Consider the following 18,466-nt stretch of genomic DNA (forward strand, 5'->3'; position numbering starts at 1 on the left):
TGTAAGAAAGCCGACGTGACTACTAGTGGGGGCATCGTCATCGTCGGCGGCGGATTGGCGGCCGCGCGTACCGCGGAGCAGCTGCGTCGCGCCGAGTACGCAGGCGCGATCACGATCATCAGCGACGAGGACCACCTGCCGTACGACCGGCCACCGCTGTCCAAGGAAGTGCTGCGTGACGAGACCGACGACGTCTTCCTCAAGCCCGCCGAATTCTACGAAGAGAACGACATCACCCTGCGGCTGGGCGCAGGGGCGACGGGGTTGGACACCGCCGCGCAGACCGTGACGCTGGCCGACGGCGAGGTGATCGGTTACGACGAGCTAGTGATCGCGACGGGCCTGGTGCCCAAGCGCATTCCGTCGCTGCCGGACCTCGAGGGCATCCGCATGTTGCGCACCTTCGACGAGAGTCTGGCCATGCGGCAGCACGCGGGCGAGGCCTCGCACGCCGTCGTCATCGGCGCGGGCTTCATCGGTTGCGAGGTCGCCGCCAGCCTGCGCAAGCTCGGCGTCGCCGTGACGTTGGTCGAGCCCCAGCCCACGCCCCTGGCGTCGGTGCTCGGTGAGCAGATCGGCGCGCTGGTGGCCAGGCTGCACAGCGCCGAGGGTGTCGACGTGCGCTGCGGCGTTGGCGTGTCCGGCGTGACGGGTACCGAGCACGTCGAGAAGGTGACGCTGTCCGACGGGACCGAGTTGGACGCCGACCTGGTGGTGGTCGGCATCGGCTCACGGCCGTCGACCGGCTGGCTGGACGGCAGCGGCGTCGAGGTCGACAACGGCGTGGTGTGCGACGCGGCGGGCCGTACGTCCGCGCCGAATGTATGGGCTATCGGCGACGTGGCGTCCTGGCAGGACGTCGCGGGACACCAAGTGCGCGTTGAGCATTGGAGCAACGTTGCCGAGCAGGCCCGGGTCATCGTGCCCGCGATGCTAGGCGCCGACGTGCCGTCGGCCGTCGTGGTTCCGTACTTCTGGAGCGATCAGTACGACGTCAAGATCCAGTGCCTCGGTGAGCCCGAGGCCAACGACGTCGTGCACGTCGTCGAGGACGACGGCCGCAAGTTCCTGGCCTACTACGAGCGCGACGGCGTCGTCGTCGGTGTCGTCGGCGGTGGCATGCCGGGCAAGGTGATGAAGGCGCGCACCAAGATCGCGAACGGCGCCCCCATCGCCGACGTGCTCCCCGCTCCCTAGCGATTTCGGCGCGGTTTTCACCCGCTGAAGGGCGAAAAGCGCGCCGAAATCGCAAGGGGGGCTAGAGCTCGCCGAGGTAGAAGCGGCTTCCCTGGTCGTCGGTGCACTGTGCCGAGCGTCCGTAGGACTGCTGCGACGGCTCGTCGATGACGGCGCCGCCCGCCTCGCGCACGCGGTCCACCGCCGCCACGATGTCGGAGACCGTCCACATCGGCACCGTCAGGTGCTGGGTGCTGCCGCCTGCGACACCGGCCATCGGGTGCGTTGCGGCAATTTGCCAGCCATCGTCGATCCGGCCCGGCTCGTACGTCCAGAACAGCATCCGGCTGTAGAAGGCCTTGAATGCGGCGGAGTCGGCGACCTCGTAGGTGATGTACGAAAGTTCACCGGGCCCAGCGCCGTTGAGCTCTGGGCGCGGCTCGCCGGGCTCCGGCTGGTACACCGTGAACGCCACCCCCGCCGGATCCGTCGCGCCGAGGAAGGCACCGAAGTCGAACTGCTGGGCGTCGTCGATCTGGCCGCCACCATCGAGGATCGACTGCCGGGTACCCGGCAGGTCGGTGACGGCGTAGCAGCAGAACAGCGTCGGCGGGCCTGGCACCGAGAACAGCCCGATGCGCTGGCTGGTGTTGGTGACCTGGTGGCTGGCGGGGTCGTAGATCCACCCGAGCACGTGGCCGTAGAAGGCGGCGGCGCGGTCGGCGTCGGGCGTCCACACCGACACATAGCCCACGTCGCCGTGCTGGATCGGAGTGGCCGCGCCGGTCACCGGACCGCTCAGCATCCAGCGGTGACCGAAGGGGTCGACGATGGCGGCGCTGCGCGAACCGTAGTTCTCATACGCCTCGGTCTGGACGTGGGCGCCGGCGCTCCTGGCTCGTTCCAGCGCAGTGTCGGTGTCGGCGACGTTAAGCATGAGGCTCACCGAGACAGCGTGTGGGACAGGCGCTTTCAGACCGATCTCGGGGAACTCGTCGGCGAGGTAGAGCACCCCGCCAGCAAGCGCCAGTTCGGCGTGTCCGATGCGACCGTCGTCCATCACGATCGGTTCGCCCACCACCACTGCGCCGAGTGCGTCGACGTACCAGGCGATGGCGTCGCGGGCTGAGGTCACCGCGAGATAGGGGATGGCCGCGCCGCGGGGAGGCGCCGCCGCGACGGCGGATTCGGTCGCCTCGTTCAGTTCGGCGATGGCGGTATCGGTACCAGTCATGACAACTCCCTCGGTTCGATTGGGCAGTGCGAGTGCAGATTCCAGCCGCGAGCGCAGCCGCGCCACGAAGTCGGGATCCGGAGCAACCGGTAGGTCGACGCCGTGCAGCACGGTCAGCGGGTCGTGGCTGTTCAGTGGTGTCATGACGCGCTTCTCCCTTCCGGTTCCGGGTACTCCTTCTTGAATGCGCGCCGAGCACGCACCAAAAGTGCTTCGGTGGCGTGCACCGTCCGGCCGATCAACTCGGCGCACTCACCCACCGAGCAGTCGTCCAGGTAGCGCAGCACCAGCACCGTGCGGTGCTGTTCGGGCAATCTGGCCAGCACGCTCTCGGCGACGATGCGGTCGAGCTCGGCGTCCCAGTCGTCGGCCGGCTGGACGGGCTCGGGCAGTTCGGCCACCGGAATCGTGAATCGGTCGTGGCGCCGTCGGTAGTGATCGGCCAGTTTGTGGCGCGCCACCCCGATCAGCCAGGGCATGGTCATCGGTGGCGGGGAGTCCTTGCGCGCGGCATCCATTGCCGCGAGGAAGGTTTCCGAGGTCAGGTCCTCGGCGGTGGCCCGGTCGGGACACCTGCGCACGAAGTACCCGTACACCGATGGCACCGCGTCGTCGTACAACGCCAGCAGCGCGCGGGGCGCATCTTGGCTGTCCGAGGTGGCGGTCACACCCCTATCGTCGCCATTGAGGGCCAAACTCCGACGCCCGATTGGCAATTATCTTCGGTCGAGCTCGGCCAGGCCCGTGCTGACCGTGTCGTACGCGTCGCCGAGCGACTGCGCCAGCGACACCGACTCGTCGGCCAGCCAGTGCTCGTACGCCGAGAGCGCGACGCCGAGCATGGTCCAGGCGGTCGTCTGGGGCACCAGGTCGGTCGGATTGACCCCGAGCCTGCGGGCCACGAATGCGGCGACGACGGCACGCCAGCCCGCGTACATCGTCATGGAGTGCGCCTGCAACGCCGCCGCCTCGAGGATCACGCGCATGCGTTGGCGGTGACGCGCCGTCTCTGCTTCGCCGAAGCTGTTGAACGCCAACAATACCGACCGTAGTGCAGTGCTGACGGGTACGTCGGGGGGCACCTCGTCGAGCAGGTCGCGCATCAGCTCGAGGTGGGCATCGAAGTCGCCCCACGGGATGGCGTTCTTCGACGAGTAGTACCGGAACAGCGTGCGCCTTGCGATGCCCGCCGCACGTGCGACGTCGTCGACGCTGACGTCGTCGAAGCCGCGACTGGCAAACAGGTCCAGGGCGACGTCGGTGATGTGGTCCTGTGTCGTGGAGCGGCGCCGTCCCACGCGGGCCGACTCGGCTGCCATCACATCCGCCCTTCCATTTCGGCACTCGATGCCATATTCTTGCGACCTCGGTCACATTTGTACAGACCCACGACCCGAAAGGTGGACCACATGGAGCAGGATCAGCAGGCCGTCACGCAAGGTGAGGCCCAAGAAGAGCTCGTCACCGAGACCCTCGTCGAAGAGGTCTCGATCGACGGCATGTGCGGGGTCTACTGACGGTGACGGCGCCCGTCGAGGGTGCCCTGATGGAGACTGCAGCATTCGATCCCGATCGCGGCTGGAGGCTGCACCCCCAGGTGGCGGTGCGGCCCGAGTCGTTCGGTGCGCTGCTGTATCACTTTGGCACCCGCAAACTCTCGTTCCTGAAGAACACGACGATCGTCGAGGTGGTCAACTCGCTGGGTGACCACCCCGATGCTCGTTCTGCGCTGCGTGCGGCCGGAATCGAGGACGACCGGCAGGCGCCTTATCTGCACGCGCTGAGCGTGCTCGTCACGTCCAAGATGTTGGTTCCCGAGGAGTCCGCATGACGACCATGCAGCCGGTCCCGAGGCTGATCGACCAGTTCGAGCGCGGGCTCGACGCCCCCATCTGCCTGACGTGGGAGCTGACGTACGCGTGCAACCTGTCCTGCGTGCACTGCCTGTCCTCGTCGGGCAAGCGCGACCCGCGTGAGCTCTCGACGCGCCAATGCATGGACATCATCGACGAGCTAGAGCGCATGCAGGTGTTCTACGTGAACATCGGCGGTGGCGAACCGACTGTGCGCCCGGACTTCTGGGAGCTCGTCGACTACGCCACGGCGCATCACGTCGGCGTCAAGTTCTCGACCAACGGCGTGCGCATCACGCCGGAGGTGGCAGCGAAGCTGGCCGCCAGCGACTACGTCGACGTCCAGATCTCGTTGGACGGCGCGACCGCCGAAGTGAACGACGAAGTCCGCGGACCCGGCTCGTTCGCGATGGCGATCCGTGCCTTGGAGAACCTCGCCGCGGCGGGCTTCAAGGACGCCAAGATCTCCGTCGTCGTGACGCGCCACAACGTCGACCAACTCGACGATTTCAAGGCGCTCGCCGACAAGTACGGGGCCACACTGCGCATCACGCGGCTGCGGCCGTCCGGCCGCGGCGCCGACGTCTGGGACGAGCTGCACCCGACCTCGGCGCAGCAGGTCCAGCTGTACGACTGGCTGGTCGCCCACGGCGAGCGCGTGCTCACCGGCGATTCGTTCTTCCACCTGTCCGGGCTGGGCGAGCCGGGCGCGCTGGCGGGCCTGAACCTGTGCGGCGCCGGTCGCGTGGTGTGCCTCATCGACCCCGTCGGTGACGTCTACGCCTGCCCGTTCGCCATCCACGACAAGTTCCTGGCCGGAAACATCTTGCGCGACGGCGGTTTCGACACGGTGTGGAAGCACGCACCGCTATTCCGTGAGCTGCGCGAGCCGCAGTCGGCGGGCGCGTGTGCCAGCTGCAATCACTACGACGGCTGCCGTGGCGGCTGCATGGCGGCCAAGTTCTTCACCGGCCTGCCGCTCGACGGGCCCGACCCGGAGTGCGTCCAGGGCTACGGCGAGCCCGCGCTGGCAGCCGAGCGCGACAAGCCCAAGTCCAGCGTCGACCACTCCCGCAGCGGCGGGCGCAAGGCCCCGGTTCCCCTCACACTGCTGGCTCCGCCCAAGAAATTCTGCAACGAAAGTCCTGTCTGACCATGGCCCGCGACAAATGGTTCGAAACCGTCGCCATCGCTCAACAGCGAGCGAAGAAGCGTCTGCCCAAGTCCGCTTACTCGTCGCTGATCTCCGCCAGTGAGAAGGGCGTGTCGGTCTCCGACAATGTCGAGGCCTTTGCGGAGCTAGGTTTCGCCCCGCACGTCATCGGCGCCACGGAGAAACGCGAACTGGCGACAACGGTGATGGGACAGGACATTTCGCTGCCCGTCATCATCTCGCCAACCGGGGTCCAGGCGGTTCACCCGGACGGTGAAGTGGCGGTGGCCCGGGCCGCGGCCGCCAGGGGCACCGCGATGGGGCTGTCCTCATTCGCCAGCAAGCCCATGGAGGAAGTCACCGCCGTCAACGACAAGGTCTTCTTCCAGATCTACTGGCTGGGCAGCCGCGACGAAATCGCCGAGCGGGTGCAGCGCGCCAAGGATGCGGGTGCGGTCGGCCTGATCGCGACCACCGACTGGAGTTTCAGCCACGGCCGCGACTGGGGTAGCCCCACGATCCCCGAGCGGATGGACCTCAAGACGATGCTGCGGATGTCGCCGGAGGTGCTAACGAAACCCCGATGGCTGTGGAGCTTCGGCAAGCATTTGCGTCCGCCGGACCTACGGGTTCCAAATCAGGGCCGGCGCGGCGAGCCAGGCCCGACGTTCTTCGAGGCCTATGGCCAGTGGATGGGCACCCCGCCGCCCACGTGGGAGGACATCGCCTGGCTGCGCGAGCAGTGGGGCGGGCCGTTCCTACTCAAGGGCATGGTCCGCGTCGATGACGCCAAACGTGCTGTGGATGCGGGTGTTTCAGCAATCACGGTGTCCAATCACGGCGGCAACAACCTGGACGGTACCCCGGCGGCGATCCGCTGCCTGCCGGCGATCGCCGAGGCGGTCGGCGATCAGGTGGAGGTGTTGCTCGACGGTGGTATCCGCCGAGGCAGCGATGTGGTCAAGGCGCTCGCACTCGGCGCCCGTGCCGTCATGATCGGTCGGGCCTACTTGTGGGGGCTCGCCGCCGAGGGGCAGGCCGGCGTGGAGAACGTACTCGACATCTTGAGTGGGGGCATCGACTCTGCGCTCCGCGGACTCGGCAAGGCATCCGTCCACGACCTCGTTGCTGGCGACGTGTTGGTGCCTGCGGACTTCGTGCGGGCGCTCGGCGTCCCCACGGGCCAGGACTCCTGATCGGCGGCAGTCACGACGTCCCCAGCAGGGTGGGACAGACGTGGCTGACGAGACTGGCGTGATGACGCGCTGACGTCAGGCGGGGAAAGTGCGGAAATCAATTGCTGCGCATACGCCAACAACCGGCGCACGCCAGGTGAATTCGGCCTACCATCGGCGGGTGGCTTTCCCCAGTGCGCTTGGGAACTCGACGACGAGGCAGCTGCGCCACTTGTCGCCCGCGTTGATTATCCCGCTCGGCTCGACCGAGCAACACGGACCGCACCTGCCGCTGGACACCGACACCCGCATCGCGGTTGCCGTTGCCAGCGGCGTTGCTGAGCGTGTCACTGGCGACTGGCTGTTGGCACCGCCCATCGGCTACGGTGCCAGCGGTGAGCACGAGGGCTTCCCCGGTACGGTGTCGATCGGTAGCGCTGCGCTGCAGCTCCTGCTCGTCGAGTTCGGCCGCTCGGCCTGCAACTGGGCGTCGAAGCTGGTGTTCGTGAACGGACACGGTGGCAACGTCGAAGCAGTTGCTGGCGCGACGACTTTGCTACGCGAGGAAGGTCGGGACGTCGCGTGGTGCTCGTGCACCGTCGTAGGCGCCGACGCTCATGCCGGGCATACCGAAACCTCTGTATTGCTACATATTTCGCCGCACGACGTCTGGGTCGACGAATGCGTGCCCGGAAACGACGAGCCGTTGGCCGATCTCATGCCGCGACTTCGGCGCGGTGGGGTGGCAGCGGTCAGCCCGGGCGGAGTACTGGGCAACCCCACCACCGCGTCGGCCGCCGAGGGCGCCCGCATCTTCGCCGAGATGGTCGAGACCTGCGCGCGGCGCATCGCGGCGTGGGCTCCGGACCGCGCAGGGATGTTGCAGTGACGGGACCGGTGCGGGGGGATGCGGCAGTGACGGGACCGAGACTGCCCGACGGGTTCGCCGTCCAGGTGGACCGCCGCGTGAAGGTACTCGGGGAGGGCTCGGCCCTGCTCGGCGGATCGCCCACCCGACTGCTCCGGCTCGCGCCCGCGGCGCAGACGATGCTCAGCGGCGGCCGCCTCGAGGTCCACGACGCGCAGAGCGCCCAGCTCGCCAGGACGTTGCTTGACGCGACGGTGGCCCATCCACGTCCGGCGAGCGGACCCTCGCACCGCGACGTGACCGTCGTCATTCCTGTGCGGGACAACGCCTTTGGGCTGGTACGGTTGGTCCGTTCCTTGCGCGGGATGCGCGTAGTCATCGTGGACGACGGTTCCTCGGTGGCAGTGCGTGAAGCGGACTTCGAGGGCCTGCACTGCGACATCCGGGTGATCCGGCACGCCCGCAGCAAGGGGCCAGCGGCTGCCCGCAACACCGGGCTGGCGGCCTGCGAGTCCGACTTCGTGGCGTTCCTTGACTCCGACGTGGTGCCCCGGCGCGGCTGGCTGGAAGCGCTGCTCGGGCACTTCTGCGATCCGACCGTGGCGCTGGTCGCACCGCGGATCGTCGGACTGCGCGAGCCCGACGGCCTGGTGGCCCGCTACGAAGCAATACGATCGTCGCTCGACCTCGGCCAGCGCGAGGCGCCAGTGGTGCCCTACGGCACGGTGTCCTACGTACCCAGTGCCGCGATCATCTGCCGGCGCGGCGTACTGAAGGACGTCGGCGGGTTCGACGAGACGCTGATCTCCGGCGAGGACGTCGACCTGTGCTGGAGGTTCATCGAAGCGGGGGCACGCCTGCGCTACGAGCCGGTCGCTCTCGTCGCCCACGACCATCGCACACAACTTCGAGAGTGGTTCGTGCGCAAGGCATTCTATGGCTCTTCCGCGGCTCCGCTGTCGGTGCGTCATCCCGGCAAGACGGCCCCGCTGGTGATCTCCGGCTGGACTCTGTTGGTGTGGGTGCTGCTGGCGATGGGGTCTGGCGTCGGGTACTTCGCGTCGACGGTGGCCGCGGCGGTCACCGGCCGCCGCATCGCCATCTCGCTGAAGTCCGTCGACACCGAACCCAAGGAAGTGGCCGCGGTCGCCGCCCACGGCCTCTGGGCGGCGGCGCTGCAGCTCGCCTCGGCGATCTGCAGGCACTACTGGCCCATTGCGCTCATCGCGGCCGTGCTCTTCCGCCGCTGCCGTCAGGTGGTGCTGGTCGCCGCCGTGGTCGACGGCGTCGTCGACTGGGTGAGCCGCGACCGCAACGCGGACGACGACACCAAGCGGGTTGGCCTGTTCGCGTACATGCTGCTGAAGCGCCTCGATGACATCGCCTACGGACTCGGACTGTGGACCGGCGTCGTGCGCGAACGCCACCTCGGTGCGCTCAAGCCGCAGATCCGGACCTGACACCACATTGTCGAACGACGTGCTGATCGTCGGCGCGGGCAGCGCCGGTTGCGTTCTCGCCGAACGCCTTTCGCTTGATCCGAACTGTCGGGTGACCCTCGTCGAGGCCGGGCCGGGTCCGTCGGATCCCCTGGTGATGGCGCAGATCAGCGACGGGTTGCGACTTCCCATCGGGGAGGCGAGTTCGGTGGTCCGGCGCTATCGGACGACGCTCACCGACTCGCCTCTTCGCGATGCCGTGATCATGGGGGGCGCGGTGGTCGGCGGCTCGGGTGCCGTCAACGGTGGGTACTTCTGCCGGGGGCTGCCTACGGACTTCGACGCATGGAACCTCCGTGGCTGGGCGTGGGCCGACGTGCTCCCGCACTTCCTCGCCATCGAGACCGACGTCGACTTCGACGGTCCGCTGCACGGGTCGGCTGGACCGATGATCATCCGCCGGGTCACCGAATTCGAAGAGGGCGCAGCGGCTTTCATCAAGGCGGCCCGCGATCTCGGGTACGCCTGGATCGACGATCTGAACGGCGCCGACGGCGCGCTGCCCGGTGTGGGCGCCGTACCCCTGAACATCGACGGCGGCACCCGGGTGGGGCCGGGCGGCGCGTTCCTTGGGCCCGCGGTCAACCGGCCGAACCTGACGGTGTTGGAGAAGACGCGCGTCGTCGGCCTCCGGATCGTGGACGGCAAGGCGTCCGGAGTCGAGTGCATCGGCCCATCCGGTCCAGAGCTGCTCGGAGCCGACCGAATCGTGCTGTCCGCCGGTGCTATTGGCTCTGCACATCTGCTCATGCTGTCGGGCATTGGACCGGCGTCGGCGCTGCGATCGTTTGGCATCCCCGTGCGGGCGGACCTGCCCGTCGGCGCCCGCTGCGCCGACCATCCGGAGTGGGTGCTCCCGGTGGACTGGCCCGCGGCGCCGGGCCGGCCCCCGCTCGAGGCCGTGCTCACCACGTCGGACGGGCTGGAACTGCGGTCCTACACCACCGGGTTCGGCGCGATGACCGGACGCCCTGGCTACGACCCCGCCGACCGACCTCACCTCGGCGTCACTCTGATGCGTCCACACAGCCGTGGCCGGGTCACGCTGGCGTCGGCCGACCCCGCCGTGGCTCCGGCGATCGAGCATCGGTACGACAGCGAGCCTTCCGACGTGGCAACGCTTGAGGCCGGTGCGGCGCTCGCACACGACCTTGCGGGCACGGGTTATGAAGCGCGCGAATCGTTCTGGTCGACATCCCAGCATTTATGCGGGACCGTCCCCATGGGTGCCGACGATGGCGGTTCGGTGCTCGACGAGCAGTGCCGGGTGCGGGGGATCGACGGCCTGTGGGTGGTCGACGGGTCGATCATGCCGAGCATCACCAGCCGCGGCCCGCACGCGACGATCGTGATGATCGGCCACCGCGCGGCCGAGTTCATTGGGCGCTGAGGCCGTTCAGCGTCACCAGAGCTTGGGCCAGCAGCGTCGCCGCGACGACACCGTCGATCACGGGCACGCCGAGGCGCCGGGTGAGCGGTACGGCGAACTTGGCCATTGCGGCACAACCCAATACGATCGCGCGACTGCCGTCCTCGGCCAGCGCCCGCTCGCACAGCTCGCCAATCGGCCCGATGGTGGAAGGGTCGGAGTCGATGGTCAGCACGGGGATGTCGGACGCGTACACCCCGAGGCATTGGTGAGGCGTGTAGGCCTTCGCCAGTTCCCAGGCCCGCGGAACCGTGGCCGACATGGACGTGACGACGGAGAAGCCACCCGCGGACAGCGCAGCGGCGTGCATCGCGGCTTGCGCGATGCCGAGCACCGGGACGTCGACGAGTGCGCGCGCTTCATCCAGTCCGGGATCGCCGAAGCAGGCGATGACGTATGCGTCCGGGCGGTCGTGCTCGCGCGCTGCGGCGCGCTCGAACTCCGCGAGAAGGTGAGGCACACAGCGGTGTTCGTCGTCGTCGCTCTCGATGCTGGCGGGACCCTCGCTGGGGTTGAGCGCCTCGACGACCGTCTCGACGCTCGCCACCGCCCTGGCATTGGCCTCGATGTCCCGGGTCATCGAGGCCGTCGTGTTCGGGTTGACCAACAGCAGGCGCACGCTGTCAGCCTAGGGCTAGGTCAGGCTCGGTGCCTGCCGGGCGAACGCGCGGTGCGCAGCGCGCGGACGATGCGGAGCTGCTCGTCGCCGCGGCCCGGTGCCCACGTACCGATCACGAAGGCGCTGACGGTGACCAAGGCGGCGAGCACCAACAGCGACGAAGCCATGGCGTCGACGAACGCGGCCTTGCTGAGCTCGGCGAGCTGAGCGCCCTGGGGTCCGAGCCGCGCGGCGACTTCGAGCGCCTGCCCTAGTGAGTTGGTGGCCGCGTCGCCGACCGGGGCGGGGAAGGCGGCGAGCTTCGGCGTCAACGCATCGGCGTACTGGGCGGCGAGCATCGAGCCGGCCAGGGCGATGCCGAGCGCGGCCCCGATCTCTCGGGTGGTGTCGTTGACCGCCGAGGCGACGCCCTGCTTGTCATCGGGCGCGGTGTTCATGATGGCTGAAGTCGTTGGAGCGGTGCAGAACCCGATGCCGGTGCTCATGACCAGCATCGGCCACGCGGTGTCCCAGTAGGACGACCCCACTTCCATCCAGGACAAGCAGACGAGGCCGACGGCGATGAGGATCAGCCCGGTGAACACGACGGTGCGCAAACCGAGTCGCGGCAGGTACCAGAAGGAGAGCACGGATAGGACCAGCGTCGGCCCGATGAGCGGGCTCAGCGCAAACGCGGTCTTGATGGCGCTGTAGCCGAGGATCAGCTGCATGTACTGCATCACCAGGAACATGAAGCCGAACATCGAGAGGAAGAACAGGGTGATCGTCGCGGCTCCGGTCGTGAACGCGGGCACGGCGAAGAGTCGGACGTCGAGCAGGGGATGACGCAGCCGCATTTCGAGCGCGCCGAACCCCACGGCCAGCACGAGTCCGACTCCGATGCAGCCGAGTACGAGCGGGTCGGTCCATCCGCGCGCGGGGGCTTCCAGGATGCCGAAGACCAGCGCGGCAACGGATCCGCCGATGAGCACCGCGCCGACCCAGTCGAGCGGCGCGTGCTCGGGATCCTTGGACGTCGCGACCGTCAGTGTGAGCACGAACAGCACGAGCGCCGCTCCCGCGAAGCACCAGAAGATCGAGTGCCACGTCCAAAGGTGCAGCAGGGCGCCCGAACCGAGCATGCCGACGACGGCGCCACCGCCGGCGACGCCCGCCCAGATGCCAACGGCCTTGTTGCGCTGGTCCTTCGGATACGCGGCCGTCAGCAGTGACAGGGTCGCCGGCATGACGAACGCCGCCCCGCCGCCTGCCACACCGCGCGCGACGATGATGTGCATGGGATCCGACCAGATCGCGGGTGCCACCGACGCCACCGCGAACACCGCGAGGCCGAACAGCATCGCGCCGCGTCTGCCGTAGCGGTCGCCGAGCGCGCCCGCGGGCAGCAGCAGGCAGGCCAGCACCAGGGTGTAGCTGTCGACGATCCAGGTGAGCTCGGTCTGGGTGGCCGACGTGACCCGTGCGATGTCGGGCAGCGCGGTGCTGAGCGCGACCATCGAGGAGATGACGAGCAGGACGCCGAGACACACCACCGTCAGCAGCCAGATGCGTGGCCTATTGGGCAGGCCCGCGAGCCCAGGGTCGATATCCTGGTTCGGCTCGGTGAGGGTGTCGACCACGCGGCACTCCTATTGACGGTTACGATGGTTTCGAGACTCGTCGTCTCCAACCGAGACTAACAGTCTTGTTTCCCTGGGTGGAGGTATTCGAACGATGGCGACGGTGCGTACCGATCCGCGGCCGGCCCGGTCGCGCGCGCGATTGCTCGACGCGGCGACGACGTTGTTGCGGTCGGGCGGGCCCAGCGCCGTCACCGTGGACGCGGTCACCCGCGCCTCCAACGTCGCGCGCGCGACGCTCTACCGCCACTTCCCGAGCGGAAATGATTTGTTGGCGGCTGCCTTTCACGCACTGATCCCACCGGCTCCGATCCCGCCCGACCGGGGCTCGCTGCGCGACCGTTTGCTTGCGGCGCTGCACGGGTTCTCCGACCTGATCGCCGAGACGCCGATCAGCATCGCCGCGATGTCGTGGCTGGCGCTGGGCGGCGACCTGGAGCAGATCCGTTGGGGCAAGGACAAGCGGACGGCTGAGAGCACCGAGGTGCAGACGCTGCGGGAGCGGGTGGCCGAACAGTACGCAGCCCCCTTCGACGCGATCTTCGACAGTCCCGCCGCGATTGCCGCGCTCGGAGAGCTCGACCGGACCCGCGCGGTGGCGCTGCTGCTCGGCCCGATCGTGCTGGGCAAGCTCAGCACGTTGCCGAACTTCGACTACCGCGAGATCGCCGAGGACGCCGTCGACGGCTTCCTGGCCACGCACGCCAAGCAGCCGCCCGTAATCACCTCAGCGAGTAGCGAATTGGAAGGTGCTTGAGCCCACCGACGAACGTCGTCGCGCTGAGCTCCGGCTTGCCGGCCAACTCGATCGACTCCAGCCGGCCGATCAGTTCGGTGAAGAGGCTGTTGATCTCCATGCGGGCCAGCGCCGCGCCGAGGCAGAAGTGGATGCCGTACCCGAAGGCCACGTGCTTGTTTGGGTCGCGGGCCACGTCGAAGCGGAACGGGTCGGTGAACACCTCCTCGTCGCGGTTGCCCGAGACGTAGGCCAGGTACACCGCGTCGCCCTTGGCGATGTCGACGCCGCGGATGGTGGTGTCGGCGGTGGCGGTGCGCATGAATTCCTTTACGGGAGTGGACCAGCGGATCATCTCCTCGACCGCGGTGCCCATCAGCGCGGGGTCGTTGCGCAACCTGTCCAGCTCGCCGGGGTTCTCGATCAGTGCGTGCAACCCGCCCGAGATCGCATCCTTCGTGGTGTCGTGGCCGGCGCTGGCGACGATGACGTAGTACGACGCGGTGTCCACGTCCGACAGCGGTTCGCCGTCGATGCGGCCGTTGGCGATCGCCGACGCGAGGTCGTCTGTCGGGTGCTCGCGCCGAGACGCCGTCAGCTTGGTGAAGTATTCGAAGAAGTCGAACAGCACCGCCATCTGATCCTCGAGTGACCCGCCGTCGCGCTTGTACTCGTCGTCGTCGCCGCCGAACATTTCCTGCGTCAGCTTGTGCATTCGTCCGAAGTCGGACTCGGGCAGGCCGAGCAGCGACATGATCACGTACAACGGGAAGTCGACCGCGACCGCGGTGACGAAATCGCATTCGGGCCCGATCTCGGCCATCTTGTCGACGTAGCGCTTGGCCAACTCGTCGACGCGTACCTTCAGGTCGCGCATCGCCTTCGGGCGGAACCAGTCGGCGCCGATCTGCCGCACTTTGCGGTGGTGCGGATCGTCCATGTGGATGAGGGTGCGCAGCCCAAGGCCTGCCGCGAGTTGCTCCTTGGCCAAGTCGTCGGCCGCGGCGGAGGCCAGCACCGGTCGTGGCTCGCTGATGAAGAGCTCGTTGGCGCGCTCGATGGCCATGATGTCGGCGTGCTTGGTGATCGCCCAAAAGGGCCGGTACGGCGGATTGTCCACCCATACAACGGGATTGTTTGCCCGAAGATGGGTCAGCGCAGCGTGGAGCCGGGCGTCGTCGGCGTATGCCTTGGGATCGGCCAGCACGTTGGCGGCGTCATCCTTCGTCGGCGTGCTCATTCGGGCTCCTCACTCGCGGATGCGACTTGACGGGTGTCAATTCCAGTCTAGGTGGGTGGGGCTATTTCGATGGCCGGATTGCTGGATCCCGTCGTCAGTAGGCTCGGTGTCCATGCGATCCACGTCGGTTGGGCGACTCGCCCGGAGTGCGCTCGCGCTGGCCGCCGTCGCGACGATGACGCTCGGCTGTGCGCGCGGCGACGGCGCGGCACCGCAGCCCGCGCCGCCGGCCGACCCCGCGCTGGTGCAGACAGCGACGGGGCAGGTGCGCGGACTCGTCACCGGCGATCACCGGCTGTTCGCGGGGATTCCCTACGCCGCGCCGCCCGTCGGCCCGCTGCGGTGGCAGCCGCCAAGCCCGCCGCCGTCGTGGTTCGGGGTGCGGGACGCCACCAAGTTCGGGTCGCGTTGTGTGCAGGACCTTTCCGGCGATCTGGAACTCGGCAGGCAGACTGCGGAGGACTGCTTGACGCTCAACGTGTGGACCCCACCGCCGTCGAACGAGCCACGGCCCGTGATGGTTTGGATCCACGGTGGCTCATTCGTCAACGGCAGCGGTGGCATCTACGACGCGCGCTGGCTGGCCGGGCGAGGCGACGTCGTCGTCGTGACGCTGAACTATCGCCTTGGCGCCCTTGGCTTTCTCGCACATCCGGCGCTGGGACCCGCGGGCGCCGTCGGCAACTATGGGCTGGCCGATCAGCAGGCGGCGCTGCGTTGGGTGCGTGACAACATCGCCGCGTTCGGTGGCGATCCGGACGAGGTGACGATCGCGGGTGAGTCGGCGGGCGGGATGTCGGTGTGCGACCACCTCGTCGCGCCCGGGTCGGCGGGGCTGTTCCGCGCGGCGATCATTCAGAGTGCGCCGTGCCAAGCGCAACTCGCACTACCCGACGCCGAGCGGATCAGCGCCGACTATGCGCGCGACGTCGGGTGTGGCGATCCGGCCACGGCCGCCCAGTGCCTGCGCGCGCTGCCGGCGGAAAGGCTGCGAAAACCGGTGTGGTACGCCCGCATCGGCGAGGACACGCTGAGTGGACCGGTCACCGGAACCACGGTGCTACCCGTCGACCCGATGACCGCGTTCGGCTCGGGCGGTGCGGCGAAGGTGCCGATGATGATCGGTGGCAATCACGACGAGTTCACGCTCTTCGTCGCGCTGCAATACCTTCAGTCGGGCAAGCGATTCCCCGCCGAGGCGTATCCCGGCCTGCTGTCGGATACATTCGGGCCCGACGCCGACGCCGTGGCCGCCCACTACCCGCTGGAGCGTTACGGCGGCAGCGCGGCGCTGGCGTATTCGGCCGCCGTGACGGACGGCGTATTCGCCTGCATCGCCGACCGCATGAGCGACGAGCTCGCAGCCACCAACCCCGTCTACGCCTACGAATTCAACGACCCCGCGCCGCCGACGCCGGACCCCTTGCGTACGTTGCCGTTTCCCGTCGGCGCCAGCCACTCGCTCGAACTGCGCTACCTGTTCGACGTCGGAGGAGCTCCGCCGCTCGACCCCGCCCAGCAGGTGCTGTCGAACCAGATGATCGACTACTGGAGCGAGTTCGTGGCGACGGGTGCACCGGACGTCGACGGACAGCCCGAGTGGCCAGAGGTGGGCCACGACCCTGGCGCGGAAAATCGGTTGTCCCTGCAGCCCGACGGCAGCAGGCTGGAGTCCGGCTTCGAAGAGGCCCATCAGTGCAAGTTCTGGGCAGAGCTCGAGAGGTGACGAACATGCCGACTCCCGACAAGGACGCCTTCGCTCAGGCGTGGGTGCAGGCGTGGAACGCCCACGACGTGGAGGCGGTGCTCGCGCACTTCCACGACGACGTCGTCTTCACCTCACCGGTAGCGGCCCGGCTGCTGCCCGAGACCGGGGGCGTGGTGCGGGGCAAGGCCGCGCTTCGCGACTACTGGGTGACCGCGCTAGGCGTGCTGCCCAATCTGCACTTCGAACTCGTCGCGGTCTACGAGGGTGAGTCGATGCTCGTCATCAACTATCGAAATCACCGCAGCCAGTTGGTCAACGAGGTACTGGCGTTCGACGGCGACCTCGTCCGCGAAGGCCACGGGACGTACCTGAACTAGATGCGCCTGCGACGACTAGCTCGGTGTCACCCATGTGGTGATGTCGGCATGGACGACCTCGACGCCGTCGCGATCGGTGACGCTTACCGGAACGACGACGTCGACACCCTCGGTAATGGCAGTGAAGTCCGGGGGTTCGATCCGCGCGGTGGCACGTAGCGACGTCGTGGCCTTCTGTAGGTACTGAACGTTCATCGCCTTGGGAATCCATCGGTGACTGGTCGGCACGGTGGCCTCCATGAGCATGCCCATCGCCATCTCGGCGGCGTTGCACGACGCGATGGCGTGCACGGTGTGCAGGTGGTTGTGCACGAAGAGCCACTTGGGCACGTCGACTTCGGCCAGGCCCGGCTCCATGCGCCTGACGTGAGGGAGCACCGAGGCGAAGTACGGCACCCGGGCCATCGCGGCGACCGAGAACAACCGGCTGCCCGCGGGCAGCCCGGCCAGCCGTTGCCACGCGCGGTAGGTAGGCGTTGTCGACGTCATGATGTCGTCACCTCATCATTGTTCGCGAATGTGCATCTGGCCCCGCCGCCGTCGCGACGAGGGCTACGCTTCGGCGGCGCAACTAGGGGGGCCACGAAATGTCTGACAGAGATGACGTGCTGGGTGCAGTGGTGCGATACGTCGAAGCGTTCAACAACGGCGACCCGGCGGCGATGGGAGCGACGTGCGCTGACCCGATGCAGATCCTCGATGGAATGTCGCCTCATGTGTGGCAGGGACCGACTGCGGCTGAAGACTGGTGGCGCGACGTCCTTGCGGAGGGGGAGCACTTGGGGGCGTCGGGCTACCACATCGAACTCGCCGAGCCACGACACGTCGACGTCGGCGATGACTTCGCCTACGTGGTCGTTCCGGCGACGATGACATTCGATCTGCGCGGTCAGCGGATCACCCAGACCGGGTCGGTGTACACGGTGGCACTTGGCAAAGTGGGCTCGGACTGGCATCTCAGGGCGTGGGCGTGGGCCAAGGGCGCTTAGTGGCAAGACCTCGGCACTCTTGACGAAGAACCACTTCGGCACGTCGACTTCGGCCAGGCCAGGCTCCATGCGCTTGACGTGAGGGAGCACCGAGGCGAAGTACGGCACCCGGGCCATCGCGGCGACCGAGAACAGCCGGCTTCCGCCGGGCCGCTTCGATAGTCGCTGCCACGCGCGGTAGGTGGAACTAGTAGTCGTCACGGATCGATCTTACTCGTGAGTAAGTTCAGGGTTCGAAATCGATCCGCAGAAAAAGTGTCCGGATCGGTTCGCCCGGTCGCTCCTAGCTGACGAACGCAGCCCACCGAGGGCAGCGACAACGTCAAGGAGAGCAACATGAAGGTCCCATCCACCACCCGCAAGCTGACCCGCTTCCAGTACGCGGCGACGCTGCTCGGCGCGCTGGCCGTCGTCGTCATCGCCCCGGCGACCGCCCACGCCCAGCCGATTGGCCCCAGCGGCGGCGGATGCACCTACACCGACGCGGACGGGTACGACATCCCGATCGACGATGGCCAGGATGTCTTCGTCGACGGGAAGATCGTCTCCTGCCGCGGTGGAACGATCGTCATCACGACTGCGCCGAAGCGCGGCGTCGGCAACATCCGGCCGAACCTCGGCTCCAAGCCGCCGGTCCTGGCCCAAGTGCGCTGAAGCTGGACGCACGCAACAGTCGGGCCCCCCCCCCCCCGGGGGGGGGGGGGGGCGGCCCCGCCCGCCCCGCCGCGACCCCCGGCGCGTGGTCGGCACGAGGCCCCCGCCCGGGGGGGGGGGGGGGTCCGACGGGGGGG

20 protein-coding genes and 1 pseudogene are annotated in these 18,466 nt (G+C 68.1%); 13 read left to right on the forward strand and 8 right to left on the reverse strand.

Features of this window, described 5'->3' with window-relative positions:
- The first annotated feature begins 15 nt into the window (after positions 1-15).
- Positions 16-1,197: an NAD(P)/FAD-dependent oxidoreductase gene (locus tag SLQ33_RS26185; RefSeq protein WP_319456806.1), complete on the forward strand. Its 1,182-nt coding sequence runs from the start codon at positions 16-18 to the stop codon at positions 1,195-1,197.
- A 61-nt stretch (positions 1,198-1,258) separates the two neighbouring features.
- On the opposite strand, the gene SLQ33_RS26190 is transcribed toward SLQ33_RS26185, so the two are convergent.
- Genes SLQ33_RS26190 through mftR form a run of 3 tightly spaced genes read right to left on the reverse strand, consistent with a single transcriptional unit; the run spans position 1,259 to position 3,729 of the window.
- The gene (locus SLQ33_RS26190; RefSeq protein ID WP_319456807.1) at positions 1,259-2,554 is read right to left on the reverse strand and encodes a VOC family protein; all 1,296 of its coding nucleotides are present in this window, start codon (positions 2,552-2,554) and stop codon (positions 1,259-1,261) included.
- Positions 2,551-3,078 carry a sigma-70 family RNA polymerase sigma factor gene (locus SLQ33_RS26195; RefSeq protein ID WP_319456808.1) on the reverse strand — a complete coding sequence of 176 codons (528 nt, stop codon included), beginning with the start codon at positions 3,076-3,078 and terminating at the stop codon, positions 2,551-2,553. Before SLQ33_RS26195 ends, SLQ33_RS26190 begins: the two co-directional genes overlap by 4 nt.
- A gap of 48 nt (positions 3,079-3,126) precedes the next feature.
- Positions 3,127-3,729 carry a mycofactocin system transcriptional regulator gene (gene mftR, locus SLQ33_RS26200; protein ID WP_319456809.1) on the reverse strand — a complete coding sequence of 201 codons (603 nt, stop codon included), beginning with the start codon at positions 3,727-3,729 and terminating at the stop codon, positions 3,127-3,129.
- A 90-nt stretch (positions 3,730-3,819) separates the two neighbouring features.
- Between mftR and mftA the strand changes: the two genes are divergently transcribed.
- The 7 genes from mftA to mftG all read left to right on the forward strand — a co-directional run bounded on the left by mftA (position 3,820) and on the right by mftG (position 10,348).
- On the forward strand, positions 3,820-3,927 hold the full coding sequence (mftA, locus tag SLQ33_RS26205) for a mycofactocin precursor MftA (protein ID WP_319456810.1): 108 nt from the start codon (positions 3,820-3,822) through the stop codon (positions 3,925-3,927).
- 29 nt (positions 3,928-3,956) lie between these two features.
- Complete coding sequence (mftB, locus tag SLQ33_RS26210; protein ID WP_319456811.1) at positions 3,957-4,241, forward strand: mycofactocin biosynthesis chaperone MftB; 285 nt, start codon at positions 3,957-3,959, stop codon at positions 4,239-4,241.
- Entirely contained in the window at positions 4,238-5,416 is a 1,179-nt protein-coding gene (gene mftC, locus SLQ33_RS26215; protein ID WP_319456812.1) for a mycofactocin radical SAM maturase, read from the forward strand. The genes mftB and mftC overlap by 4 nt, the downstream gene beginning before the upstream one ends.
- Before the next feature lie 2 nt (positions 5,417-5,418).
- Positions 5,419-6,612, forward strand: coding sequence for a pre-mycofactocin synthase MftD (mftD, locus tag SLQ33_RS26220; RefSeq protein WP_319456813.1), 1,194 nt, complete (start codon positions 5,419-5,421; stop codon positions 6,610-6,612).
- Between the two features lie 136 nt (positions 6,613-6,748).
- Positions 6,749-7,480, forward strand: a complete 732-nt coding sequence (gene mftE, locus SLQ33_RS26225) for a mycofactocin biosynthesis peptidyl-dipeptidase MftE (protein ID WP_319456814.1) — start codon at positions 6,749-6,751, stop codon at positions 7,478-7,480.
- Between the two features lie 26 nt (positions 7,481-7,506).
- Entirely contained in the window at positions 7,507-8,919 is a 1,413-nt protein-coding gene (gene mftF / locus SLQ33_RS26230; protein ID WP_319456815.1) for a mycofactocin biosynthesis glycosyltransferase MftF, read from the forward strand.
- A gap of 7 nt (positions 8,920-8,926) precedes the next feature.
- Positions 8,927-10,348 (forward strand): mycofactocin system GMC family oxidoreductase MftG, encoded by a 1,422-nt coding sequence (gene mftG, locus SLQ33_RS26235; RefSeq protein ID WP_319456816.1) that lies wholly within the window; start codon positions 8,927-8,929, stop codon positions 10,346-10,348.
- Here the strand turns inward: mftG and SLQ33_RS26240 are convergent.
- Complete coding sequence (locus tag SLQ33_RS26240) at positions 10,335-11,006, reverse strand: aspartate/glutamate racemase family protein (RefSeq protein WP_319456817.1); 672 nt, start codon at positions 11,004-11,006, stop codon at positions 10,335-10,337. The genes mftG and SLQ33_RS26240 overlap by 14 nt on opposite strands.
- A gap of 20 nt (positions 11,007-11,026) precedes the next feature.
- Positions 11,027-12,625 (reverse strand): MFS transporter, encoded by a 1,599-nt coding sequence (locus tag SLQ33_RS26245; protein ID WP_319456818.1) that lies wholly within the window; start codon positions 12,623-12,625, stop codon positions 11,027-11,029.
- Between the two features lie 94 nt (positions 12,626-12,719).
- Here SLQ33_RS26245 and SLQ33_RS26250 point away from each other — a divergent pair, with 94 nt between their 5' ends.
- Positions 12,720-13,382 carry a TetR/AcrR family transcriptional regulator gene (locus SLQ33_RS26250; RefSeq protein WP_319456819.1) on the forward strand — a complete coding sequence of 221 codons (663 nt, stop codon included), beginning with the start codon at positions 12,720-12,722 and terminating at the stop codon, positions 13,380-13,382.
- On the opposite strand, the gene SLQ33_RS26255 is transcribed toward SLQ33_RS26250, so the two are convergent.
- Positions 13,348-14,601 carry a cytochrome P450 gene (locus SLQ33_RS26255; protein WP_319456820.1) on the reverse strand — a complete coding sequence of 418 codons (1,254 nt, stop codon included), beginning with the start codon at positions 14,599-14,601 and terminating at the stop codon, positions 13,348-13,350. The genes SLQ33_RS26250 and SLQ33_RS26255 overlap by 35 nt on opposite strands.
- Positions 14,602-14,713: 112 nt before the next feature.
- Between SLQ33_RS26255 and SLQ33_RS26260 the strand changes: the two genes are divergently transcribed.
- Together SLQ33_RS26260 and SLQ33_RS26265 are read left to right on the forward strand one after the other, a co-directional pair.
- Positions 14,714-16,327, forward strand: coding sequence for a carboxylesterase/lipase family protein (locus SLQ33_RS26260; RefSeq protein WP_319456821.1), 1,614 nt, complete (start codon positions 14,714-14,716; stop codon positions 16,325-16,327).
- Between the two features lie 5 nt (positions 16,328-16,332).
- Positions 16,333-16,686 carry a nuclear transport factor 2 family protein gene (locus SLQ33_RS26265; protein ID WP_319456822.1) on the forward strand — a complete coding sequence of 118 codons (354 nt, stop codon included), beginning with the start codon at positions 16,333-16,335 and terminating at the stop codon, positions 16,684-16,686.
- A 15-nt stretch (positions 16,687-16,701) separates the two neighbouring features.
- Here the strand turns inward: SLQ33_RS26265 and SLQ33_RS26270 are convergent, their stop codons facing one another.
- On the reverse strand, positions 16,702-17,175 hold the full coding sequence (locus tag SLQ33_RS26270; protein WP_319456823.1) for a hotdog fold domain-containing protein: 474 nt from the start codon (positions 17,173-17,175) through the stop codon (positions 16,702-16,704).
- Positions 17,176-17,273: 98 nt separating this feature from the next.
- On the opposite strand from SLQ33_RS26270, the gene SLQ33_RS26275 reads away from it, so the two are divergent.
- The gene (locus SLQ33_RS26275) at positions 17,274-17,675 is read left to right on the forward strand and encodes a nuclear transport factor 2 family protein (protein ID WP_319456824.1); all 402 of its coding nucleotides are present in this window, start codon (positions 17,274-17,276) and stop codon (positions 17,673-17,675) included.
- Between the two features lie 21 nt (positions 17,676-17,696).
- Here SLQ33_RS26275 and SLQ33_RS26280 read toward each other — a convergent pair.
- A pseudogene (locus SLQ33_RS26280) lies at positions 17,697-17,876 on the reverse strand (DUF4442 domain-containing protein); the annotation flags it as partial.
- Positions 17,877-18,011: 135 nt separating this feature from the next.
- Here SLQ33_RS26280 and SLQ33_RS26285 point away from each other — a divergent pair.
- Complete coding sequence (locus SLQ33_RS26285) at positions 18,012-18,329, forward strand: hypothetical protein (RefSeq protein WP_319456825.1); 318 nt, start codon at positions 18,012-18,014, stop codon at positions 18,327-18,329.
- The last annotated feature ends 137 nt before the right edge of the window (positions 18,330-18,466 follow it).

The sequence above is a fragment of the Mycobacterium sp. RTGN6 genome (assembly GCF_033804605.1).
Taxonomy (GTDB): domain Bacteria; phylum Actinomycetota; class Actinomycetes; order Mycobacteriales; family Mycobacteriaceae; genus Mycobacterium.